We start from the raw sequence: 22,789 nt of genomic DNA, 5'->3' as shown, positions 1-22,789 counted from the left end.
CTGGTTTTCTTGCCATCTTATTCACCAAACTTAAATTTGATTGAACGGCTTTGGCGACACGTCAAGAAACAAGTTTTATATTCTCGATACTACGAAACCTTTCCCAAATTCAAAGCTGCGATCATGGGGTGTATTAATAGCACTAGCACCAGCAATCGTAAATCTCTCGAAACTCTTTTGACGCTGAAGTTTCAGGTGATAGAAAAAACGCAAATAGTAAATACATAGAGTATAATATGTCATTTTTCAACGCCGATGCTACTGCGACTACCATATGCGCTACTGCTATTTGATCTTGCTTGTTCAAGTACATTGTTATCACGACCGCAATCGCAAGCGATATACCAAAAGTCGGAACTACAAGAACTAAGGCGATTATCCAAATTAAAGCTTTCAAAATTTCCCCTCATTCGTCGCACGATGGCGGATGGATGCTAACGTCAAGGGTACCCTGGCGCGTACTGGCTGGCAGGAGCGAAGCGACAGCTAGCCAGTACGCGGTCAGGTTTACGCGCTCGTTAGGAGCTTTCTTAATCTAGTTGTCTAATAAAGCTTGGCCCCTTTTCCTCGCTTTACTAAGATGATTTCAAAAGCCTACGAATAAGAGAATGTATATGTACACCGTTGCTCATTAACTCTTCAGAAAGCTGAGGAATGATTGTCCTATTTATGCGATTTTTTAATATATATGGTAGCTTTGCATCTTCTCCTTCCGTAAAAGGCTTGTCTGATCTCTAGGTTAAAGTTAAATAGTAAATTGGGAAACTTCTTTTAACTTTATTAAGAGCGTCCTCTTTATTCATTCCTTTGATTTCTGTACAATGCGAGTAAAGCGTCATTCTTGCTATGTTATCTTGTTGTTCAATTGCTTTTAACTCATCCATTGTTAGAGTTTTCCACCAATCAAAATCTTGGCTTTTTATTAAACCTTCATCATCTTGATGAATCTCATAAGAAGGTGCTGGCTTTTTTGATTCAAATAACTTTCCAAACATACCCATAACGTAATCCCTTTTATTTGCTTTGGATTAAACATAATGTGCTCTAGGTTGCATGCGTTGTTCCGTGTAATAGACTGCATGCTGTCTAGCGCAAGAGTAGCCTAGCGATGCCTGACGTCAACAGCACGCGGACGCGCCGTGAGGACGGCGCACCGTCGAACTGGGACCGTTACCTGGATCTCCTGATCCGGCGTCAGGTTCCGGCCAAGTTCCGTCAATGGTACGTCCGACGGGTCGAGGATTTCCTGAAGGACCTCAAGCCGGCGGCCTTGCCGGGGCTGACGGCGGATCAGGTCACCATTACCTCCGAAGCTTGTCGGCCCCTCCGATCTCGCCGAATGGCAGACGCTGATGATTGTCGAAGCTCTGCACTGATTTTTGGTTGACCTGGCGCAGGTTACCTGCCGGGAAGGGGTTGAGCGCGATTTTGAGCGGGAGTGCATTATGAAACCCGAAACCGCAGTATCCGATGAGAAAGCCGAGAACCTTGATCTCTGGTCCTGGAATGCATCTGCCATCTATCGTTCGAATCCCCACGGCATACAGCCCTAGCATTGCTGTCTGTTTGCGCTTGGATGGATCAGAGGATCGCCCGAAAGTCGGGCGACAGGTCGTTGCGAACTGGGAAAAAGCTCGGAAAACTGAAGACTGCGCGATTCGGCCCACGGTTCTGGTCCCTTGTTCATCCTGTACACCCACTACACCACGCGATTTCCAGCTGGACTGTCACCAAGGTTGGTTGTCCAAACCGTGTGTCCTTGGTCGATGCAACATGATCGACGAGGTGGCCACTGTTGGGCAGCAACAGGGCCACATCTCGTTAGCGTAGGTGAAGATACTTCCATGTCAACATTTGGAATGTGGAAAAGGTCGCAAAACTGACCTACCGCAAGCCGGGACTGCGGATCGTCAAAATTGGGTTTTTTGAAGTCATGCTGCCGATGATGCGGATGGTTGGCGTCTCGGTCGGTCATTCGGGACGAAGATTGGTGTCGCATTTGTTGAGGTTTGGGAGCCATCAACAGGGTGGACGCTTAGGCGTATTGTTGGGCTCGTAGAGACGTTCCGGTTGGATCCTTGACGAAGGTCGCCCTGGGGGGCGAACGGCGTCTTGAATGTCTTCCGGCGATCTTGCGGGGATGCAGCGTCGAAAGTTCGGACGCAGATGGTCGCGTGAGTTCGCGGGGAACCGGCAGCCTAGGGCTGGCGAAACGGCAACCAAACGGCAACCAGTACGGCTGTTAAAGAGAAACGGCCTAGACCCGATGGATCTAAGCCGTTTTTTTCATGGCGCGCCCGGAAGGATTCGAGCCTCCGTCCACCTGGTTCGTAGTCACAGATTCACCCTTACGGCCCTGTCCCATCGGTTACGAAATCTTACGTTTCTACAATAGCTTATAGCCTTAGACCCTGCTATCCTTTACGTCAGATTACCGCTCGATTCGCCCCCTTCTGGTGACTCATTGGTGACTCAAAGACGGAGGATAGCCCGGTGAAACTGACGAAACGGACCATCGACGCGGCGACCTATACCGGCGCGAACAACGCCCGGTGTGTCCTGTGGGATTCCGAGATCCCCGGTTTCGGCGTGCGCCTGTTCCCGAGCGGGAAAAAGTCCTTCGTCCTGTCCTATCGTACGGGCGGCGGAACGAAACGATTGCTGACCATCGGAACCTACGGCGTCCTGACCCTTGACCTAGCCCGGACCCAGGCCCGTGCTGAGCTGGCGAAGGTCGAGACCCAAGGCACGGACCCACTGGCGGAGCGCGAGAAGGAGCGACGCGGCGAAACCGTTTCGGAGCTGTGCGCGGCCTACCTGGAACGCTACGCCAAACCCCGCAAGAAAAGCTGGAAGGACGATCAGCGGCGGATCAATCAACGCATCCTGCCCCGATGGGGTTCGATGAAGGCCCGATCCGTCTCCCGTGCCGACGTGGCTAAACTGCATTCCGCGATCGGCACGAAGGAGGGCAAGCCCTATGAGGCGAACCGCGTTCGCGAGCTGGTCGCCAAGATGTTCACCTTGGCGAAGACGTGGGGATTCGTTCCGGACGATCACGCAAACCCAGCTGTCGGAGTCGACGACCTCCGCGAAGTGTAGCGCGACCGTTGGGTGAGCCCCCAAGAGCTACCCCGACTGGCGGAAGCGATCAACCAAGAGCCCAACGACACCGCCCGCTTTGCCCTGTGGCTCTACCTGCTGACCGGCGCCCGAAAAACAGAGCTGTTGACCGCCCGGTGGGATCATGTGGACTGGGACCGCGCGGAGCTCAAACTACCGGACATCAAAGCCGGCCGGGTCCACTACATCCCTTTGAGCGGCCCCGCCTTGGCCTTGTTGCGGGCGATTCCCCGGACCGTGGGCAACCCCTTCATCTTGGTCGGGCGCGGCCCCAGGAAGGCCCCCGCGGACGGCAAGGCACCCCCGGCCCACCTGGTCAACATCTCCAAACCCTGGAACCGGGTTCGCGAGGCGGCGACCTTGAGCCGCTGGCGTGAAGACCCGGGCGCGGCGGCCCTGATGGAACGGTTGACCGCGGAGCGCACCCGCGACCGGAGCAAACACGTCCCCAAGGGTTACGCGATGCTGCCAAGCGTGGCGGAGATCCGCGCGGCGGCGGCAGCCGAAGGCGTGGAGCTGCCCCCGGCGATCGATGATGTTCGCCTGCATGACTTGCGGCGGACGGTTGGATCCTGGCTCGCCCAAGCCGGCAACAGTCTGCACCTGATCGGCCGGGTTCTGAATCACTCCAACACGGCAACCACCGCGGTTTATGCCCGGTTCGGTGAAGACAGCGTGCGGGCGGCCCTGGAACAACATGGCGCCCGAATCATGGGCGCGGCGGGACTCACACCCGCCGCGGACGTGAGCGAGATCAAAACCAAGCGCACCGCCTGACACGCAAGAGAGGTTTCCACCATGCCCGAGCTACACCCGCAATTCCTGACCGACCAGGACGGTAAGCCCCTGTCGGTTCTGCTGCCCATCGCCGAATACGAAGCGCTGATCGAGCGCCTCGAGGATCTGGAAGACCTGGAAGAAGCACGCGAGGCACTAGCCCGGATCGAGCGCGGCGAAGAAGACACGATCCCGTGGGAAGTCGTGAAGGCTGAACATGGCCTATAGCATCGCCTTCGGCAAAGCGGCCAAACGCCAGTTCGACAAACTACCCCGGCCGGCCCGGCAACGCCTTGGGGATGCCATCGCCTAATTGGCCAGCGACCCCCGGCCCGCTGGCGTGGTCAAGCTATCGGGCGAAGACAGCGTGGCGCGCCGGCCGTGGCGGTCGTCGAGCAGGTCATGCAGATAGGCTTCGACGGTGTTGGATTCGGTGAAAGTCATGGTTGACGACCGGATTGATGATCGGAGTTGGCGGTCGATCTTCCGCCCTCGATGGCTGGCCCGCCGGCAGTCCCGATGTCGCGCTCGATTCAAGCGGCCTGCCGATCCAGGATGATCGGATACAGCCCTTGTGCGCGCGCCTCCAGCAGGACGATCTCCACCACGCTCCCATCCTCCGCGTAGCTGATGTTCAGATTCCAGCCATGCGAAACCTCGCGACTGACCGGCTTGTCGCTGATGCGGATTTCCAGGATGTCGTCATCGGGGTGATAGATGGTCTTCATCCGTCGCGCTCCTCCCAGTGGGTCATGATGGTTTTGATGATCAGCGCCTCGCGCGCCAGAACCGCCGCGCGAACGAGGTTATCGTCTCGTCTCGGAAAGTGCTTGAAGATCCACCAATGCTCGCTGTCCTTTTGCTTGACGCTTCCGGTCTCGATTAGATCCTCAAGGTCCGCATGATCGAGATGCCGTTGAGCCATCCGGTCGACCGCATGATGGGTCAACTGGACCCGCTTGCCGAAACGCTGGCTCTCCCACGTTGTCATGGATGGATCGTCCTTTACCCCGGTGAAGCGGCGAGCGGGCGAGCATGCGCGATTTGATGATGTAAGGCAATCCGCCGCCGTTCCTCCAACGACGGCAGCGCGAACTCCTCTTTCGCGAGCCTCTTCCAGTTAATGGTCGGCGACAGCGACCCCACCGAAATGCGCTGCGCGCGCTCCATGAAGAGATCCGATTGCATGAAGAAGGGCAGGAACTCGGGCAGAACTCCGGCGGGTTTCGCCCGCAGCACGAGCGAATGCGCCGAGGCGATCCCGCGAAACTCCGCCACACCGAGCTTGCGCTGATAGGCGCGGCGGCGGCCGAAGATGATGTCCCTCGGCTCGAACAGCAGTTTGGTGGCGCTCACATCGTCCGGTACGCCCCAACGGCGGATCTTCAGACTGTCGGAATCCAGGTGTTCGAGTCCGACGTAATACGCGACACCCGCCTGGCTCGGATCGTCGACACGCTCGTTGATGCTCTGCGCCATCTGCTCGAACCGCCAGCGTTGCCATCCTGGTTTCAGTCCCTCACTCATGCTGGCTTTCCTGTGCTGTCTCGGTCACGACATACGCCTGATGCGAGTGCTTGGCGCTCTCCGGGTAGCGCAGCTTGAGCTGTCCCTCGCGTACCATCGGAGTCAGGTGTTTGTTGCGCAGGTAGTCGCGCTTTTTTCAGTAAGGTTGCAAGCTCCTCGCCGGTCAGGGGACGCCAAGCGCAGAGACGCATCATCAACTGGCGCAACGCCTTCTGATCGAGTCGGCCGGGTTGCCCGGCAAGCAAGGTTGCAAGCTCGGGGGGCAAGGTTGCATGTTCGAGATTGCAACGATTGTTGGTGAGCTTGCGACCTTCGCACGGCGGGAGCGATGGTTGAGCGCAGACCTTGTCCGTCTTGCCGAAGCCCGTACTCATCCCGCATCAATCGCTGGTGTCATCTGGCACAGGCCAGGCATAGCGAACCTTCAACGCATTCAGATGGTTCCAGGGCAGCCAGCCTTCTCGCTGCATCCGCCCGACCAGGATGCCGGGCGCAACTCCAAGACGACTAGCCATCCGTTCTACATCGACTTTGGTGCGGAGCGTTTTCAAGACGCCGACCTGTGACGGCGGGATGAGCAGATTTGCGGCGAACTGATCCGCTTCGCGTTCATGGTCAGGATCCAATCCGTCGATACCTTCAATCACCCAGAGCTTCTTGCTGTGTTTGAGCAGATGCGCCGCTTCATGGAAAAAGCTGAACCAGAGCTGATCATTGGTCTTCATGCGCAGCGTCAGCGCTAGGACCGCCTTGTCGGGCCCCAGCCAGCGTGTTGCTCCGTGCACTGGGCAACCGGGCGGTGCGGGGACGAAGACCACCGCGACCCCGCAAGCAGCGCAAGTGCGCTGAAGAGCGGCGACGAAGACCCCCGGATCGGGCTCGGCGGTCAAGGTGCGTAGGGTCGGCAGGGCCTGCTTGAAGGCGGCTTTGTTGAAAGGAGCGCAGTCGAGCTGATCGGCCTCGCGCTCGACCTGACGCAGCCAGGCCGCAATGGACCCGGGCTTTTTCTTGGCACTGTCGGCGGCGCGAAAGGCGGTCAAGGGAGATTCGTAGCGCTCGCGCCATGCCGTAACCGAAGCGACGCCAAAATACCGCAGGCATTCCTCGACCTTTTCGGCTTGGGTGGATAGGTGCCGAATCCAGCCTTGCTTGACCAGCCAGCTGACCGGCAGCTCGGCGAGCCAGGATGCTTCCTGCTGCAAGGCTTTCAGGCTTTCCCGGCGTTCCAGCGCGGCGCGGTACTGGGCCTCACGGGTCAGCCAGAATTCGACCGTGCCACCCAGAACGCGATCCAGGCGGTTCGCCGTCTCGGCGGTGATCGGGACACGCCCCTTCAGCAATTCGTTGATGTGCTTACGGGTGAATCCGGTCCGCTCGGCCAACTCGGCCTTGGTCCAATGACGCTCATCCAGGAGGTCGTCGATGGTGTCACCGGGCGGCGAAACCCAATTCGGTGTAAACGTCTGTGTTTGCTCAGTCATGGTAGTCACCAATGAAAACGATGCGGACGGCGGTGACCTCGGCCCACTCCACTGCGCCATCGTCACGGCGGGGTATCGGTTGATCGGCTGGCTCAAAGACCAGACGACATCCGCCATCCAGCCGAAGCGCAAATTGCCCGTCTCGGTCGCCGGTCAGAGGGTGTGGATGGCCCGCGAACAATGCCGTTACCCGCACGACAGCTTGCAAGTCAGCCAGCCGGGTGCGCAGCTTGCGCGCTCCGGCGAGGCCGAGGCGTTTCTTTTGTTGACGCTCGTCAGAGCAAAGAGTCTCAAGGTCCTTGTCCGCGAATACGATCTCCACGCACCCTCCTAGTTTAGAGAATCATGCACAGCATTGGTGAACAATTTTACTTATCCATGCTGCCTTGCGCTGTCAGTGCTCTTTGGCCAAGCGGTCGAGCGCTTCCACCAAGGAATCCATTTGCAGCCAGAAAGCGCGGCCATCCTGCTCCCAAGCGGCCCAGATCTCGGCCAGGGTGCGCGTGTCGGCCGGGGCGCCGTTTTTGGCTTGACGCTTGACGTACAGCGGAATGGAAAGGCTATGCCCGTTCGCGGCGACCTCGTCGAGGGTGGCGACCCGGGCAAAACCCGGCTCGTCGGCGAAAGCGTCATAAGTGGCGGCGATACGCTGCTGGTGGACTGGCTTAAGGAAGCTATAAGCGCGCTCGCGGCTGATCGCGTTGATAGCGTCGATGAAGAGGATTCGCCCTTGGCGCGCGGGCGGCTTGCGGGTGCGGCAGACGACGACGCACGCCTCCATCGGCGAGTTGAAAAAGAGGTTGGGACCCAGCCCCAGGACGCAGTCGAGCCGGTCGGATTCGATCAGCTTGCGCCGCATCTCGGCTTCCTCGTTGCGAAACAACACGCCATGCGGAAAGAGGATAGCGCAGCGGACGGTGTGCGGGTCGAGACTGGCGAGGATGTGCTGAAAGAAGGCGAAGTCGGCGTGGCCTTGGGGCGGTGTCCCGAGCGCATTGCGGCCCCACGGGTCCGACGACCAGGCGTCGCGGTTCCAGCGCTTGATGGAGTACGGCGGATTGGCCAGCACCACATCGAAGGTGCGCAGCCGGTCGGCCTCGGTGAAGCGCGGTGCCTCCAGGGTATCGCAGCGCTGGATGTCGAAGTCCTCGACGCCGTGCAGGACCAGGTTCATGCGGGCGATGGAGGCGGTCATATGGTTGCGCTCCTGCCCGTAGAGACGCAGGGTGCGATGCTCGCCGCCTTGCCGCTTGAACTCGGCCAGCGTGGCGATGAGCATGCCGCCCGTGCCGCAGGTCGGATCATAGATGCGCTCGCCCGGTTGGGGCTTGAGCATCCGGGTCATGAGATGGACCACGGTGCGGTTGGTGTAGAACTCCTGCGCGGTGTGGCCGCCATCGTCGGCGAAACGGCCGATGAGGTATTCGTAGGCGTCGCCAAGCTCATCCTCGGGGACATTGGCGAGCGAGAGCACCTGACTGGAAAAGTGTTCGAGCAGATTCTTCAGCGTGGCGTCGGGCAGGCGCTCCTTGTTGGTCCAGGGGCATCGCCGAAGATGCCGTCGAAGCGGCCCGGATTGGCGGCCTCGATGGTGCGCATGGCGTCCTGCAGCGTCTTGCCGACATCCTTGGTGACTCTATGGTGACTCAAACGAAAACGGCCTAGACCCAATGGATCTAAGCCGTTGTTTTCATGGCGCGCCCGGAAGGATTCGAACCTCCGACCACCTGGTTCGTAGCCAGGTACTCTATCCAGCTGAGCTACGGGCGCTTGAGAGAAATGATGCTCCTTCCGTGGAGTCCGTCTCCGGTCGCGCATGCCTGCTGACCGTTTGAGTGGTGATCGAAGCCGCTCAGGGGTCGATCGAGGCGCACATCATCCAGATTGGATGACTCGCTGTCAAGCGCCTTCGAATCCAATGCCGGATGAAGGTTGTGTCGGGACCGGCGCGGGTCAGCCGCTGCGCGCGGAGGTTGGGGCGAGCGTGCGGCGACCCCGCGCAGCGCGGAATCTGAGGGCCGTGCTCGATCTGAATCTTCTCAAGGAGATCTTGAGATGGACCTTGCGCGCGAGCATCCGCTACCATCTGTGCCTGAGCCGTCAACCACACGGCAAGACTTGAGCGATTCTGCTGCCGAAGACCATGCGTATCCTTCTTATCCTGATCGTTGCGGTCTGGGGGCTTATCGCGCTCCTAGGATTCGTGACGACGGCGAATAAATCACTCGACGCGAAATTGACGGCGATCTACCTGATCGTCTGGCCGATCCTGGCGGTTGCGCTCTTTTTGAACGAACCCGTGCCGCTGTGGCTGGCGGTTCCGACGTTCTTCGGATTTCTTCCCTGGTTCCTAGCCGGTCCCCACCTGTATGAGATCATTCGGGATCCGAGCCGGACCCGCCCCGATGAACTCATCGGCATCCCGCGCGCCTACTGGAAATGGGGCGGGATTGCCGCGGTCTTGCTGGGACTGCTGTTTAATGGCTCGGTGTGATCTCAGGCACTGCGACAAGGCGGTGTGCTTCCATTTTGACATGACGGCGGTCAGCGCAGGATGACATGAGGTGATGAGACGACACGAACCCATCGATGACCTGATCGCGATCGTCGCGCGTCTTCGTGATCCTGAAACGGGCTGTCCCTGGGATCAAGAACAGACGTTCCGCAGCATCCTTCCGTTCACGCTCGAAGAGGCCTACGAAGTCGCCGAAGCGATCGAGAACGAGGATATGAAGGAACTGCGTGAGGAATTAGGCGATCTGTTGTTACAGGTCGTCTACCACGCGCGGATCGCACAGGAGCAGGGCAGCTTCGACTTCACCGACGTGGTGCAGGCGATCAGCGAGAAGATGATCCGCCGCCATCCGCATGTCTTCGGCGATGCCTCGCTGGAGGATGAAGAGGCTGTGCGGGAAAACTGGGAGCGGGAGAAAGCGGCCGAGCGCGAACGCAAGCGCCAGCGGCCGATCGGCAGTGTGCTCGAGGGCGTCGCGCAGGCCCTGCCGGCGTTGGTGCGGGCGGAGAAGCTACAGAAACGCGCGGCCGTTGTGGGATTTGACTGGGACGCGATGGATGAGGTCTTCGCGAAGGTGATCGAGGAACTCGAGGAGTGTCGCGAGACCTTGCGCACCCATGCTGAACCGACTGAACGCGTCCACGAGGTGGGTGATCTCTTGTTTTCCTGTGTGAATCTGGCGCGCCACATGGGGGTCGATGCCGAGCAGGCGTTGCGTGCCGCCAATCACCGCTTCGAACGACGCTTCGGGCGCGTCGAGGTGTGTCTGCGGGCCGGCGGCCTGGTGCCAGGTCGGAGCGTGCGCGACGAGATGGAGCGGCTGTGGAATCTCATCAAGGCGGAGGAGCGTTGAGCGCGCGACCGCTGCGGGGATTACTGGAGAAGATCGCGGCGTGTAACGCCTGGGAGCCGGGTGCCTTTGTGCCCTTGGTGGCACGCGGGGTCCAGCTTGGCAGTCTGCGCCACACGGCGGCGGAGGCCCTGCGTGCCTGGCCACGCGCGTTTCAAGTGACCACCACGGCGGTGGAATGGATCGACGCCCCCGCAACGTTCGCGGGTCGCACGGCCGCGCTCGAGGCGATTGCGCTGACCTTGTGCGAGCAGGGTCTGCTGCCTGATCGGCAAGATGAGTGGTATCCGGTGACCGCATCCGGCCCTGCGACGGCATGGTGCCTAATCGATCGGGCCTGGGCGCCCTTTTTCGGGATGCGTGCCTTTGGCCAGCACCTGAACGGCTATGTCCGCACCGCGCGAGGCCTTGAGATGTGGGTTGCACGGCGTGCTGCCGACCGCCGTCATTACCCAGGGCGACTCGATAACCTTGTTGGTGGTGGGTTGCCCTATGGCCTCGGTCTTGCGGAGAATCTCCGCAAGGAATGCGCCGAGGAGGCGGGTATGGCAGCGGAGCTTGCGGATCGTGCTCTGCCGGTTGGCGCGGTGACCTACTGCCGCGACGCCGAGCTTGGTCTCAAGCCGGATGTGATGTTCTGTTACGATCTTGAACTCCCGGACGATTTTCAACCGCGGTGCACCGACGGGGAAGTGGAGTCCTTCGAGCGGATCTCACTTGAGGAGATCAGCACGATCGTGCGGGAGACGGATGCATTCAAATTGAACTGCAACCTGGTGATCATCGACTTCATGATCCGGCACGGACTGATCCCTCAGGATGACCCGGACTACATCGCCATCGTCCAAGGGCTGCGTTCGCCATTGCCTGCGTCGACCGTCCCCTGAGGTCGCGCTCATATTCCCGTGATCCGTTCGTCAAACACCACCACAGCCCCATGAGTCCCATGTCATCTCCGATTCAACGCCGCACGACTTGCCCGGTTCGCATTGGCCCCCTCACGGTTGGGGGCAATGCGCCGATCCTCGTTCAATCCATGACCAACACCGATACGGCCGACATCGGTGGCACGGTGCGACAGATCATTGAGCTGGCGCGTGCCGGCTCCGAACTGGTGCGCATCACGGTCAATCACGAGTCGGCGGCGCAGGCCGTGCCGATCATTCGCGACACCCTCGATGCCCAGGGTTGTCAGGTTCCGCTGGTGGGTGATTTTCATTTCAATGGACATCGGCTGCTGACCGATTATCCGGCGTGCGCCGAGGCGCTGGCGAAATACCGCATCAACCCCGGTAATGTGGGGCGTGGCGAGAAGAAGGACAGTCAGTTCGCAACCATGATTGAGATGGCATGCCGCTATGATCGCCCGGTTCGTATCGGGGTGAATTGGGGCAGTCTCGATCCGGATCTGATCGTGCGCATGATGGACGAGAACGCGCGCGCCGCGCAGCCGCTGACTGCCGATGAAGTGATGCGGGCCGCGATGGTGGAGTCCGCTATCAGTAGTGCCGAACGAGCCGAGGCACTAGGGCTGGGGCGGGATCACATCATCTTGTCTTGTAAGATGAGTGGTGTACAGGATTTGATCGCGGTCTACCGGATGCTCGCCGAGCGGAGCGATTATGCCTTGCACCTGGGGTTGACCGAGGCGGGGATGGGATCGAAGGGGATCGTGGCCTCGACCGCGGCGCTGGCGGTGCTCTTGCAAGAGGGGATTGGCGACACCATCCGCATCTCATTGACGCCCGCACCGGGCGAGTCCCGGACCCGCGAGGTGGTCGTGGCGCAAGAGATCCTGCAGACCATGGGGCTGAGATCCTTTGCACCCATGGTCACCGCTTGTCCCGGCTGTGGGCGCACGACCAGCGACACCTTTCAGCATCTCGCCCAAAACATTCAAACCTATCTGCGCGAGCAGATGCCGCAATGGCGAACACAGTATCCCGGCGTCGAGACCATGCAGGTCGCCATCATGGGCTGTGTGGTCAATGGTCCGGGCGAGAGTAAGCATGCCAACATCGGGATCAGTCTCCCGGGCACGGGAGAGCGTCCGTCCGCGCCGGTTTATGTCGATGGCGAGAAGGTTGCCACGCTCAAGGGCGACGGGATCGCCGAGCAGTTCAAGCGCATGGTCGATGAATACATCGAGAGCCACTATCGGGCGCCTTGACCGCCCGGAGAGGGTGACTCGACACTGAGTTGCCTGGGCTCATGATCATCTTTTGGCAACGAGACCCGACCGTCCCGTTTTGTTTCGACGCGGGTCGCTTGGGCGAACATGAGGAGAGGAGGAGATAAAGATGACTAAAATGATCCCAGTCCTGCTTGCAAGCCTGTCTGTCGCGGGTGCGGCGATCGCCGAGGGCCCCATGGTGGTTCCGCTGCAGCGTCTTTCCATGGACTCGGCCGTGAAGATCGCGCAGGGCACGATCGAAGCCTGTCGAGAGCAGGGGATTCAGATTGCTGTCACGGTGGTCGACCGTGAAGGCAACGTCCAGGTCACCCTGCGCGACACCATCGCGGCGCCGATTACGGTCCCGATCAGTCAAAAGAAGGCCTTCACGGCAGTCAACTTCAATGCGGCAACCTCGGCGATGAGCGAGCGCGCTGACACGCCGATCGGGCGCTTGGATGGGTTGGTGATGTCCGCTGGTGGGGTGCCGGTGCTGGTTGGTGGCTCTGCGTTGGTAGCCGGTGTGGGCGTGAGTGGCGCACCGGATGGTGCAACGGACGAGGAGTGCGCTCTGGCGGGAATTGCCTTGATCCAGGACGACCTGGACATGGCGATGTAGTCGCGATCCGTACCGGATCGGGAGCCATCCGGCTCCCCTCGGGTGCATCCGCCGAGTTGATGACTGAGCGATGACTGGGGGTGCCCAATGCGTCTACAGGAAGCCGAAGCAAGCTTGATCGCAGACCTGCAAGATGAGAGCGAGTTGATCGAGACGCGGTCCTTTCCAACCTTCAAGCTGATCACCGCCCGTCATCCGACGCTTGGGAAGCTTGTCATCGTCGTGGCTCAGAACGGTTCCGGCGCGATCGTCGAGGTGAACGAGTAGGATCCTTGCGTCGGTGCTCAGTCCTGATCAGCAGGACTGCGGCGCATTCGTTTCGTCGTCGCGAGCTTGCGTTTGTGTTCCAAACGGCGTTCCTCGGAGGCGCGCGTCGGGCGGGTTGCGACGCGCGGCTTCGCTCGCACGGTGGCTTGTTCGATCAGTGCGACCAGTCGAGCGCGTGCATCCGCGCGATTGCGTTCGCGCGTCCGATAACGATGCGCCTCGATCATGAGGATGCCATCGCGATCGACGCGTCGTCCCGCCAGGTGCAACAGCCGAGCACGTACCGCCTCGCACAGGGACGGGGATCGCTTGACGTCGAAGCGCAGTTGCACGGCGGTTTCCACTTTATTGACGTTCTGACCGCCTGGGCCGGGGGAGCGGATGAAACGCTCGCTCAACTCGGATTCGGGGATGCGGATGCCGGTCTTGATGGTCAGCATGATTGATCCGTCTCCAATCACCTCACCACGCAGCACATCGGTGAGGTGTGAGGTGAGCAAACCATCAGGTCAAGCGGCAGCAGCGCGCGGCGAGCCGCATTGATCAGTCGCGACCCGCCGTCCCATTTAGCCGACCCAGGTTCGCGCATTGCGGAACAAGCGCATCCAAGGCCCATCACTCCCCCAATCATCAGGGTGCCAGGAATTTTGCAGCGTGCGGAAGACCCGCTCTGGATGCGGCATCATGATGGTGACGCGCCCATCGGGCGTCGTGAGTCCCGCGATACCCTCGGGCGATCCATTGGGGTTCGCCGGGTAGCGTTCGGCGATCGTTCCGTCATGTTCGATGTAGCGGACCGCGATCCGGGCGCGGGTCGCGGCGAGCGCCTCGGCGTCAGTGAATTCGGCGCGTCCCTCACCGTGCGCCACCGCGATCGGAATGCGTGATCCGGCCATGCCGGCGAGCAGGATGGACGCGCTGTCCTGGACCTCCAGCAACAGGGTTCGGGCTTCGAATTGCTCGGAACGGTTGCGCGTAAAGCGCGGCCAATGCGCAGTCCCGGGGATCAGTTCGCGCAGATGGGACAGCATCTGACAGCCATTGCAGACGCCGAGTGTGAAGGTCTCCTCACGGGTGAAAAAGGCCTCGAACTCATCGCGGGCCCGCGCATTGAAGAGGATCGACTTCGCCCAGCCTTGGCCGGCGCCGAGCACGTCACCGTATGAGAAACCGCCGCAGGCGACAAGTCCGCGAAAGCGATCGAGCCGGATCCGCCCGGCCATGATGTCGGAGAGATGAACATCGACGCACTCGAAGCCGGCGGCATGGAAGGCCGCGGCCATCTCGATCTGGCCATTCACCCCTTGCTCTCGCAGGATGGCGATGGGTGGTCGCACGCCGCGCTCGACATAGATGGCGCTGACATCGTCATCCGGATCAAAGGTGAGACGGGCATGCAAACCAGGATCCGGCTCGGTGATGCGTGCAAAGGCCTCGGCGGCGCAGTCGGGATGATCGCGTAGGGCTTGGAGACGGTAGCTGGTTTCCGACCAGATGCGCTGCAGGGCACCGCGATCTAGGTTGAGTAATGGCTGGCAACGGCGACAGATGCGGATCTGATCACTGTCGTCGAGCATGCCGATCACGGGGCTGAATTCGGCCAGTCCATAGGACTCAAGGATCTGCAGGACGGCATCGGTGTCGGTGTGGCGCACCTGGATGACAGCGCCCAATTCTTCGCTGAAGAGGGCGGCGAGATCATCCGGACCCACGGCGCTCACATCGACATCCACGCCACAGCGTCCGGCGAAGGCCATTTCGCACAGGGTGGCGATGAGGCCGCCATCGGAGCGATCGTGATAGGCGAGCAGGAGTTCCTCGGCGCGCAGTTCCTGGATGGCGTCAAAGAACCGTTGCAGCAGCTCAGGGGCATCGAGATCTGGTCCCTGGTTGCCAAGCTGGCCATAGACCTGCGCCAGACAGGAACCGCCGAGACGGTTCTGGCCTTGCCCGAGATCGATCAGAATCAGATCCGTGTCCCCTTGGTCGGTGCGCAACTGGGGAGTCAAGGTCGCACGCACATCCGTGACGGGGGCGAAGGCCGAGACGATCAGCGACAGCGGGGCACGCATCTCTTGGCGCACTCCGTGTTGATCGGTCCAGACCGTCTTCATGCTCATGGAGTCCTTACCGACGGGGATGGCCATGCCAAGGGCAGGGCAGAGCTCCAGCGCGACCGCTTTGACCGTTTGGTAGAGACGTGCATCCTCTTCGGGGTCACCGGCGGCGGCCATCCAATTGGCCGAGAGTTTGACCTCGCCGAGCGTCGCGATGGCGGCGGCGGCGATGTTGGTGATGGCCTCCGCGACCGCCATTCGGCCCGCCGCGGGTGCGTCCAACAGGGCCAGTGGGGTGCGCTCCCCCACCGCCATGGCCTCGCCGCTGATGCCCTGATAGTCACTGACGGTGACCGCACAATCCGCGACCGGAACCTGCCAGGGTCCAACCATCTGATCGCGCGCCACCAGTCCGGTGATGCTGCGATCACCGATGGTGATCAGAAAGCTTTTATCGGCCACGCTCGGGTGGCTCAAGACGCGTTCGAGTGCCTCACGCAGGTCGATCCCGGTCGTCTTCAATGGCGTTCGAACAGGGTGCTCGGTGCGTGCCGCACGCTCCATCTTGGGCGGTTTTCCGAATAGGAGCGACATCGGCATGTCGATCGGGGTGTCCGCGAACCGCGCATCGGTCAAGGTCAGGTGTGGCGCGGACGTGGCGGTTCCCACCACGGCGAAGGGACAGCGTTCGCGTGCGCAGATCGCCTCGAACTGTGCCAAGTGCTCAGCAGCGATCGCGAGGACATAGCGCTCCTGCGACTCATTGCACCAGAGCTCCATCGGCGACATGCTGGGGTCGTCGTTGGGAACCGCGCGCAACTCGAACTGACCGCCGCGCCCGGCATCATGGACCAGTTCGGGAAGGGCGTTGGCGAGTCCGCCAGCCCCGACATCATGGATGAAGAGGATGGGATTCTGCTCGCCCAGTGCCCAACAGCGATCGATCACTTCCTGGCAACGGCGCTGCATCTCGGGGTTGGCACGCTGCACGGAGGCGAAGTCGAGATCCTCGGCGGAGGATCCAGAGGTCATGCTCGACGCCGCGCCGCCACCGAGCCCGATCAGCATCGCGGGCCCACCGAGCACGACGAGTGGCGTCTCGTCCGGAAAGCTGTCCTTGTGCACGTGTTCAGTGCGAATGTTGCCGAGCCCGCCTGCGAGCATGATGGGCTTGTGATATCCACGCAGTTCGACGGCTTCATTGGGAGCGGGAAGGCGCTGCTCGAACGTGCGAAAATAACCGGTGAGGTTTGGGCGACCGAATTCGTTGTTGAACGCCGCGGCCCCGATCGGACCCTCCAGCATGATGTCCAGCGCCGAGACGATGCGACTGGGTTTACCGTGGTATGCCGTCTCCGGTATCTCCCAGGGCCTGAGCCAGCCAGGAATGCGCAAATCCGAAACCGAAAAGCCACAGAGACCGGCTTTCGGTTTCGCGCCGCGCCCGGTCGCCCCTTCGTCGCGGATCTCACCGCCCGCGCCCGTGGCGGCGCCCGGATCCGGTGCGATCGCGGTCGGATGGTTATGCGTCTCGACCTTCATGAGGATCTGGATGGGTTCTTCTTGCTCGCGGTAGACACCGGTGAGGGTGTCGGCCAGAAACCGCCGCCCCTCCCAACCCTCGATCACCGCGGCATTGTCCCGATACGCCGACAGCACGCCAGTGGGCGCGACCTCGGTGGTGTGGCGAATCATTTGAAACAACGAGTGGGGCTGGTCAACGCCATCGATCGACCAGCGTGCGTTGAAGATTTTATGGCGGCAATGCTCGGAATTGGCCTGGGCGAACATCATGAGTTCAACGTCGGTCGGCGCGCGCTCCAGTGCCGCGAAACTACCGGCCAGATAGGTGATCTCATCGGGCGAGAGCGCGAGGCCTAGCGCGCGATTGGCTGCCGCCAGGGCTGCCTCGGGATCGTCGCCAAGCGGGATGTGGCGCACGGGTTTCGCCTCGGTGTGCGCGAACAACCGTGCGGCCTCGGCGAGCTCGAAGAAGACGACCTCGGTCATACGATCGTGCAGCAACAGCGCCGCCGCCGCGAGTTGGTCCCGCGTCAAGGTCGCTGTGCAATGAGGGTGCACGCCGCCGCTGGTGATGCGATAGAGCAGGCCGCGCTCGATGCGCGTGATCGCGGTGAGGCCACAGTTGTGCGCGATATCGGTTGACTTCGACGACCAGGGCGAGATGGTGCCGGGGCGGGGAACCACGAGCAGACTGGTCCTCGTCGCATTCGGCGCGGCCATCGCCGTTGAGGGATCCTGCGTGGTGGCATCGAGCAGGCTCTCGAGTCGGCCCTGCTCGGTGTCGCCGAGTGGAGCCGAGTAGGTCGCGAAGTAGACCTGCTCGGCCGCGAGTTCGACTGATCCGCCAAGCTGGGCGCTCAGCTTCTGCGCGATTTTCAGGAGTCTGAATTCGGAGCGTGCGCGGGCACCATGGAGAACGAGCATGGCATCGACTCTGGGTTCTGGGTCTCGGGCCGACATGATACTTGAGATCGGACCTAGGGGGGCGAGGACGTGGCAGGGTGTGCGTCTGATCGATTGCGATCCAACGCGCAGAGTCACGGTTCAAACCGCCACGCCTGTGGGTCTGCCGCCGATCCGGTGGCTCCTTGCGTGCTTGATGTGGCCGAACGTGCTCCTGTTATGATGACGTTTCATTTGCGGTACGCAGGCGCTGTTTGCCAGCAGCCATCGCGGCATGCGGCAGAACTCCTCGTGCTGGTCGCCCGATCCCGTTGAACTTGGGTATCAAGGCGTATGCGCGGCTCGAAGCCGAGTGTGTGGTGCATCCCCAGCGGGTCAGTCTCTCGTTCGCGGCGACGAGCGGGAGAGACGAAGGACGAGGGGTGCCCTATCTTTACTCTGATCTCATCACAGGCTGTATATGGTGTATCGACGCGAGATCGATGGACTGCGTTCATTCGCCGTCTTGCCGGTCATTTTGTTTCATGGTGGATTCGCGCTCTTCGGCGGCGGTTTTATCGGCGTCGATATTTTTTTCGTCATCAGCGGGTTTCTCATCACCAGCATCATTCTCGAGGAGCACCGTCTCGGTCAGTTCTCTCTGCTAAATTTTTATGAGCGTCGTGCGCGACGCATCCTGCCAGCGCTCTTTTTCGTCATGCTGGTCACGATTCCCTTCGGCTGGTGGCTGCTGAGTCCGAGCGATCTGCGCGATTTTGCTCAGAGCCTCGTCGCGATCACGGTCTTTGCCTCGAATATCCTCTTCTGGCAGGAAAGCGGCTATTTCGACACGGCAGCCGAACTGAAGCCGATGCTGCACACATGGAGCCTCGCGGTCGAGGAGCAGTACTATGTGCTCTTTCCGCTGCTGATCATGGCGGCGTGGCGTCTGGGGACACGGCGGCTGGCGTGGCTCATCGCCGCGATCGGTGCAGCGAGTCTTCTGATCGCCGAACTGCAGTTGCGCAGCGACCCAACGGCCGCCTTTTTTCTTCTGCCGGCAAGGGCCTGGCAGTTGTTGGTGGGGTCCTTGGCTGCCTTCGTGGTGCTCGACTGGCCTCGTTATCCTCGCCTGCTCGAAGAGCACCGCGTGGCGTGCGAGATCCTGGGTGCCATCGGACTCGCGATGATCGTGGGAGCGACCTTCCTCTTCCATGATCGTCTGCCGTTTCCTGGACTGCTCGCCCTGGTCCCGACGATCGGTACCGCGCTGATCCTGTTGTGCTCGACATCTCGGACTCTCGTTGGTCGGTTACTTGGATTTGCCCCCCTGGTCGGCATCGGCCTGATCAGTTATAGCGCCTACCTGTGGCATCAGCCACTGTTCGCCTTTGTCCGTCATGCCAGCGTTGGTGAGGTCGCGGCGCCCCTGATGCTGGCGCTGTCCGGGTTGACATTATTGCTCGCCTACTTGAGTTGGCGCTTTGTCGAGCAACCCTTCCGCGACCGCAAGCGCATCAAGCAGTCCACCGTCTTCAGTTTCTCGATTGCCGGCATCCTGGTGTTTTCCAGCATCGGTTTGGCGGGGCACTTCGCGCATCAATCCATCACGGATCTGCGCTTCCGCTCCATCGACCCCGCGTTGCGCAGTCTCTATCAGGATCGCGACACCCTGTACGATGAGCGGACGCGCGTGGTGCAATCCTTCTTTCCGCTTGCGGATCAGCCGTTTTCAGATGATCCCGAGACCCGCAAGATTTTGATTCTTGGGGATTCCGTATCCGGTGATCTCTTCGGTTCCTTGATGTTGAACGCCCCCCTGTTTTCCGGGCTCGAGATCCGCCGCATGGCACTGGACGACCCCTGCATGCCCGATTATGAACAGGTTCTCCGAAGCGGGGAGATGCCGTCGATTCGTGATGATCACTGTCGTCGGAGCATCGAGCGGTTGAACGAAAGCAATCTTCTCGCAGCAGCGGACCTCATCGTACTCAGTGCGCACTGGGCGCAGGAACCCGGCGACCGCCCCCACCTCGGCGTCATGTCCTTGGCCGAGACCTTGGCCGAACAGGGGAGGGAGGTCGCGCTGGTTGGCCTGCTGGCGATGAAGGATGCGGCATCGATGGATTTTCACATCCTGCAGCGCGGATTGTCGGTCGAGCAAGCCAACGAATATGCCTACATGACACTGCGACAATCACGCATCGATCCGCCCAATGACGATATCCAAGCATTAGCCGCACGGGTTCCCAATATCCACTTTTTGGATAAATACGCGCTCTTTTGTGACGACCTGAAGCGGTCCTGCACGCTTTACGATGAGACTGGCCGTTTGCTCTTCTCGGATTCGGTCCATGTGAGTGTTGCTGGAGCCGCCCATTATGGACAGCGGATTGCCGCGGCCGGTTGGTTTGATCTTTGATCATCCCGCTCGGCTTGACGCTATCGATCATGGCACGCGCGGGCCGAGTGCCGGCCTCAAGAGGTCGACGAGTCTTTTTCAGCACACAGGAGATTTGCATTGCTGATGTCTGGTTTCATGCGCGCTGATGCCCCTAGCCCGCAGTGGGCTGGAGGCCCGCCGCGATCGAGTTGGGTTCGTTTCATGCTTGTCCTCTGTTGTCTGATCGGTCTCGCGCTTCCCGCGCTGGCGGTGGGGCAGGCATGGGCTGGAACGCTGACCGGATCGGGGAGCGCCACCGATGATTGGCCGACGACGCCGAACAAGGACCGCCTGATCAACGAACGCAACGCCCAGTTCCAACCTTTCGAGCGTCAGTCTGGACAGCCGTTCTCACAGACGGAGGGGGTGAGGAAGGTCCTGATCCTGGGTGATTCCATGGCGCGTGAACTCTATGGCTCGATCCACTTGGCCAGTCCCCGTATCGACGGGATCGAGGTCCGGCGACACTATCTCGATGATCCCTGTATGCCCGATTTTGCCCAGTTTCTCAGGACGGGCAGCCGCCCGGTGGGGAGCGATCCCGAGTGCTGGGCGAGCATCGAGTCGATCCGCGATGCACCACTCTTTGAGGAGGCCGACCTGATCGTACTCAACGCCCATTGGGGGCGGCGCGGTGGCGTTGCCTACCATCCGGGTGCCATGGAGCTGGCTGAACGGCTCGTGGAGCAAGGACGCGAGGTCGCGATGGTCGGGATACTTGCCTTGCAGGATCCGCTTGATCCCAGCGTGCGGGCGGAGATCGCCGGTCTCAGTCTGGAGGAAAAGAATCAGTACGCCTATCGGACCCGACGACGCATGCAGTTCGAGGAGGCGAATACCGATGTCCGAGCCCTTGCCGATCGGGTTGAGCAGATTCGCTTCCTCGATAAAGCGGCCCTCTTCTGTGATGATGCGGCAGCCTCATGCGCGCTCTTCGACGCGGCAGGTCGCGAACAATTCGTTGATACACTCCATCTCAGCTTAGCTGGAGCGCAGACGTTTGGTACGGCGATTGCTAAACATGAGTGGTTTCGCTGAAGCCACACCGACGACGTCCCCCGACGGATCGCGTCACACCTGACCCTATGGCTGGAAGAGGATCGACGATGCAGGATCATGTTGATGTGGCCGTGATCGGAGCCGGTCACGCGGGCTTGAATGCCGTGAAGGAAATCCGCAAGACCACGGATCGCTTCGTATTGATCAATGGTGGCGAACTGGGAACGACCTGCGCGCGGGTGGGTTGCATGCCATCGAAAGTGGCGATCCACCTTGCCGAGCTCTATCAGTCGCGGCAACGCTTTGGCCATTATGGCATCGTCGGGGCAGAGGCCCTGAAGGTCGACCAAGCAGCCGCGCTGGAGCATGTGCGCGATCTGCGCGACACCTTCGTCGACCTGGTCATGGCCAACACGACAGACGAAATGGGCGATGAATTGGTCGAAGGTTTTGCCCGTTTCATCGATGCCAACACCCTCGCTGTTGGAAATCGTCTCATTCATGCCAAGGCCATCGTGATCGCAACGGGGGCTTCGACCATGATCCCGCTGGGTTGGAAACAGCAGCTCGGCGATCGATTGCTGACCGTCGAGACGCTCTTCGAACAGGAGCGCTTGCCTGAGTCCGTGGCCGTGATCGGACTCGGTCCGATCGGAGTCGAGATGGGGCAGGCACTGCACCGACTTGGCACCAAGGTCGTGGGCGTGGACGTCGGTACGCGTATCGCACGCGTGCAGGATCCCGAGATCAATCGACTCGCCGTGGAGATTTTGGAGCGGGAGTTCCCGGTTTGGCTGGGTGCGCCGGTCGCGGTTGAACGCGTGGGCGAGCAGGTCCGCGTGACACAGGGGGATCGCGAGATCCTGGTCGACAGCATTTTCGTCGCAACCGGACGCCGGCCCAATATCGAGGGTCTCGACCTGGGCAAGGTGGGTTGTGTCCTCGATGCCCATGGCGTGCCCCTCTATGACCCGCGCACGCTGCAGGTCGGGCGTTTCCCGATCTATCTCACGGGCGATGCGACTGGCGGGGTGGCCAATCTCCAGATTGCCGCCGCCCAGGGTCAGGTCGCTGGCTACAATGCCTGCCATGCGAAGCCCCGGACCCTAGATGCCAAGACGCCGATGAGCATTGTCTTCAGCGACCCAAACATCGCCGTGGTGGGGACGCCCTGGTCGCAACTCTCGGCAGATGTCGTGGTAGGCCAGCAACGCTTTGGACCTGTTGGGCGAGCCTTGATCATGGGATCGAATCGCGGCTTGCTGCGCCTCTATGCCGATGGCCGCACCGGCATCGTCCTCGGCGGTGCCATGGTTGGCCCGCGATGCGAGCATCTGGCTCATTTGCTCGCTTGGGGCATCGAGAGTCGGATGACCGCCGAGCAGATGCTCGCCATGCCCTACTATCACCCAGTGATTGAGGAGGCCTTGCAGGATGCACTGCACGACCTGCTGAAAGGTTTGCGGCGTGTGGCACCGCTCAGAACCGAGATCAGCTCTCGTCTTGGATCCGTCGCACGCTGGCGTCGACGGGTGTCCGCGGCCTCCTGAAC

The 22,789-nt window shown here is 60.8% G+C and carries 25 protein-coding genes and 1 tRNA gene; 15 read left to right on the top strand and 11 right to left on the bottom strand.

Going from position 1 to position 22,789, the window contains the following annotated elements; all coding sequences use genetic code 11:
• A partial coding sequence (locus tag CKO25_RS21270) for a transposase (RefSeq protein WP_242467649.1) occupies window positions 1-228 on the top strand: 228 nt, incomplete at its 5' end.
• Between the two features lie 506 nt (window positions 229-734).
• Here the strand turns inward: CKO25_RS21270 and CKO25_RS15505 are convergent.
• Window positions 735-1,001, bottom strand: a complete 267-nt coding sequence (locus CKO25_RS15505) for a hypothetical protein (RefSeq protein WP_200388858.1) — start codon at window positions 999-1,001, stop codon at window positions 735-737.
• 107 nt (window positions 1,002-1,108) lie between these two features.
• On the opposite strand from CKO25_RS15505, the gene CKO25_RS15500 reads away from it, so the two are divergent.
• The 4 genes from CKO25_RS15500 to CKO25_RS15490 all read left to right on the top strand — a co-directional run bounded on the left by CKO25_RS15500 (window position 1,109) and on the right by CKO25_RS15490 (window position 4,128).
• Window positions 1,109-1,387 (top strand): hypothetical protein, encoded by a 279-nt coding sequence (locus CKO25_RS15500; protein ID WP_200388857.1) that lies wholly within the window; start codon window positions 1,109-1,111, stop codon window positions 1,385-1,387.
• Window positions 1,388-2,493: 1,106 nt separating this feature from the next.
• The gene (locus CKO25_RS21265; protein ID WP_338115146.1) at window positions 2,494-3,102 is read left to right on the top strand and encodes an Arm DNA-binding domain-containing protein; all 609 of its coding nucleotides are present in this window, start codon (window positions 2,494-2,496) and stop codon (window positions 3,100-3,102) included.
• A gap of 12 nt (window positions 3,103-3,114) precedes the next feature.
• Window positions 3,115-3,900: a site-specific integrase gene (locus CKO25_RS21260; RefSeq protein WP_338115145.1), complete on the top strand. Its 786-nt coding sequence runs from the start codon at window positions 3,115-3,117 to the stop codon at window positions 3,898-3,900.
• Window positions 3,901-3,921: 21 nt separating this feature from the next.
• Window positions 3,922-4,128, top strand: coding sequence for a RelB antitoxin-like protein (locus tag CKO25_RS15490; protein WP_093038361.1), 207 nt, complete (start codon window positions 3,922-3,924; stop codon window positions 4,126-4,128).
• Between the two features lie 81 nt (window positions 4,129-4,209).
• Here CKO25_RS15490 and CKO25_RS21640 read toward each other — a convergent pair whose 3' ends face one another.
• From CKO25_RS21640 to CKO25_RS15470, 5 genes are all read right to left on the bottom strand, one after another.
• Window positions 4,210-4,344 carry a hypothetical protein gene (locus tag CKO25_RS21640; protein WP_276569039.1) on the bottom strand — a complete coding sequence of 45 codons (135 nt, stop codon included), beginning with the start codon at window positions 4,342-4,344 and terminating at the stop codon, window positions 4,210-4,212.
• An 89-nt stretch (window positions 4,345-4,433) separates the two neighbouring features.
• Complete coding sequence (locus CKO25_RS15485; RefSeq protein ID WP_200388856.1) at window positions 4,434-4,628, bottom strand: DUF2283 domain-containing protein; 195 nt, start codon at window positions 4,626-4,628, stop codon at window positions 4,434-4,436.
• Window positions 4,625-4,891: a DUF4258 domain-containing protein gene (locus CKO25_RS15480; RefSeq protein WP_200388855.1), complete on the bottom strand. Its 267-nt coding sequence runs from the start codon at window positions 4,889-4,891 to the stop codon at window positions 4,625-4,627. Before CKO25_RS15480 ends, CKO25_RS15485 begins: the two co-directional genes overlap by 4 nt.
• 14 nt (window positions 4,892-4,905) lie before the next feature.
• Window positions 4,906-5,379, bottom strand: a complete 474-nt coding sequence (locus CKO25_RS15475; RefSeq protein WP_200388854.1) for a restriction endonuclease subunit S domain-containing protein — start codon at window positions 5,377-5,379, stop codon at window positions 4,906-4,908.
• A 428-nt stretch (window positions 5,380-5,807) separates the two neighbouring features.
• Complete coding sequence (locus CKO25_RS15470; RefSeq protein WP_200388853.1) at window positions 5,808-6,908, bottom strand: helix-turn-helix domain-containing protein; 1,101 nt, start codon at window positions 6,906-6,908, stop codon at window positions 5,808-5,810.
• Here CKO25_RS15470 and CKO25_RS15465 point away from each other — a divergent pair.
• The gene (locus CKO25_RS15465; RefSeq protein WP_200388852.1) at window positions 6,907-7,242 is read left to right on the top strand and encodes a hypothetical protein; all 336 of its coding nucleotides are present in this window, start codon (window positions 6,907-6,909) and stop codon (window positions 7,240-7,242) included. The genes CKO25_RS15470 and CKO25_RS15465 overlap by 2 nt on opposite strands.
• A gap of 60 nt (window positions 7,243-7,302) precedes the next feature.
• Here CKO25_RS15465 and CKO25_RS15460 read toward each other — a convergent pair whose 3' ends face one another.
• From CKO25_RS15460 to CKO25_RS15450, 3 genes are all read right to left on the bottom strand, one after another.
• Window positions 7,303-8,382 (bottom strand): N-6 DNA methylase, encoded by a 1,080-nt coding sequence (locus CKO25_RS15460; RefSeq protein WP_200388851.1) that lies wholly within the window; start codon window positions 8,380-8,382, stop codon window positions 7,303-7,305.
• Between the two features lie 29 nt (window positions 8,383-8,411).
• The gene (locus tag CKO25_RS15455) at window positions 8,412-8,558 is read right to left on the bottom strand and encodes a hypothetical protein (protein ID WP_200388850.1); all 147 of its coding nucleotides are present in this window, start codon (window positions 8,556-8,558) and stop codon (window positions 8,412-8,414) included.
• 43 nt (window positions 8,559-8,601) lie between these two features.
• A tRNA-Arg gene (locus CKO25_RS15450) sits at window positions 8,602-8,678 on the bottom strand.
• Window positions 8,679-9,051: 373 nt separating this feature from the next.
• On the opposite strand from CKO25_RS15450, the gene CKO25_RS15445 reads away from it, so the two are divergent.
• From CKO25_RS15445 to CKO25_RS15420, 6 genes are all read left to right on the top strand, one after another.
• Entirely contained in the window at window positions 9,052-9,402 is a 351-nt protein-coding gene (locus tag CKO25_RS15445) for a hypothetical protein (RefSeq protein WP_200388849.1), read from the top strand.
• A 73-nt stretch (window positions 9,403-9,475) separates the two neighbouring features.
• Window positions 9,476-10,276 (top strand): nucleoside triphosphate pyrophosphohydrolase, encoded by an 801-nt coding sequence (gene mazG / locus CKO25_RS15440; protein WP_200388848.1) that lies wholly within the window; start codon window positions 9,476-9,478, stop codon window positions 10,274-10,276.
• Window positions 10,273-11,160, top strand: coding sequence for a DUF4743 domain-containing protein (locus CKO25_RS15435; RefSeq protein WP_242467648.1), 888 nt, complete (start codon window positions 10,273-10,275; stop codon window positions 11,158-11,160). The genes mazG and CKO25_RS15435 overlap by 4 nt, the downstream gene beginning before the upstream one ends.
• 50 nt (window positions 11,161-11,210) lie before the next feature.
• Window positions 11,211-12,443 carry a flavodoxin-dependent (E)-4-hydroxy-3-methylbut-2-enyl-diphosphate synthase gene (gene ispG, locus CKO25_RS15430; RefSeq protein WP_200388847.1) on the top strand — a complete coding sequence of 411 codons (1,233 nt, stop codon included), beginning with the start codon at window positions 11,211-11,213 and terminating at the stop codon, window positions 12,441-12,443.
• A gap of 130 nt (window positions 12,444-12,573) precedes the next feature.
• The gene (locus CKO25_RS15425; protein ID WP_200388846.1) at window positions 12,574-13,065 is read left to right on the top strand and encodes a GlcG/HbpS family heme-binding protein; all 492 of its coding nucleotides are present in this window, start codon (window positions 12,574-12,576) and stop codon (window positions 13,063-13,065) included.
• An 87-nt stretch (window positions 13,066-13,152) separates the two neighbouring features.
• Window positions 13,153-13,332, top strand: a complete 180-nt coding sequence (locus CKO25_RS15420) for a hypothetical protein (protein ID WP_200388845.1) — start codon at window positions 13,153-13,155, stop codon at window positions 13,330-13,332.
• 17 nt (window positions 13,333-13,349) lie between these two features.
• On the opposite strand, the gene arfB is transcribed toward CKO25_RS15420, so the two are convergent.
• Both arfB and purL read right to left on the bottom strand, forming a co-directional pair.
• On the bottom strand, window positions 13,350-13,772 hold the full coding sequence (gene arfB, locus CKO25_RS15415; RefSeq protein WP_200388844.1) for an alternative ribosome rescue aminoacyl-tRNA hydrolase ArfB: 423 nt from the start codon (window positions 13,770-13,772) through the stop codon (window positions 13,350-13,352).
• A 126-nt stretch (window positions 13,773-13,898) separates the two neighbouring features.
• The gene (gene purL / locus CKO25_RS15410) at window positions 13,899-17,837 is read right to left on the bottom strand and encodes a phosphoribosylformylglycinamidine synthase (RefSeq protein WP_200388843.1); all 3,939 of its coding nucleotides are present in this window, start codon (window positions 17,835-17,837) and stop codon (window positions 13,899-13,901) included.
• A 439-nt stretch (window positions 17,838-18,276) separates the two neighbouring features.
• Here purL and CKO25_RS15405 point away from each other — a divergent pair, with 439 nt between their 5' ends.
• The 3 genes from CKO25_RS15405 to CKO25_RS15395 all read left to right on the top strand — a co-directional run bounded on the left by CKO25_RS15405 (window position 18,277) and on the right by CKO25_RS15395 (window position 22,787).
• On the top strand, window positions 18,277-20,217 hold the full coding sequence (locus CKO25_RS15405; protein ID WP_200388842.1) for an acyltransferase family protein: 1,941 nt from the start codon (window positions 18,277-18,279) through the stop codon (window positions 20,215-20,217).
• 183 nt (window positions 20,218-20,400) lie between these two features.
• Window positions 20,401-21,276, top strand: a complete 876-nt coding sequence (locus CKO25_RS15400; protein WP_200388841.1) for an SGNH hydrolase domain-containing protein — start codon at window positions 20,401-20,403, stop codon at window positions 21,274-21,276.
• A 68-nt stretch (window positions 21,277-21,344) separates the two neighbouring features.
• Window positions 21,345-22,787 (top strand): dihydrolipoyl dehydrogenase, encoded by a 1,443-nt coding sequence (locus tag CKO25_RS15395; RefSeq protein ID WP_200388840.1) that lies wholly within the window; start codon window positions 21,345-21,347, stop codon window positions 22,785-22,787.
• The last annotated feature ends 2 nt before the right edge of the window (window positions 22,788-22,789 follow it).

The sequence above is a fragment of the Thiocapsa imhoffii genome, assembly GCF_016583985.1.
Classification (GTDB): domain Bacteria; phylum Pseudomonadota; class Gammaproteobacteria; order Chromatiales; family Chromatiaceae; genus Thiocapsa; species Thiocapsa imhoffii.
The sequence above is the reverse complement of the archived record's forward strand: the minus strand, read 5'-3'. Positions and strand labels throughout refer to the sequence as shown.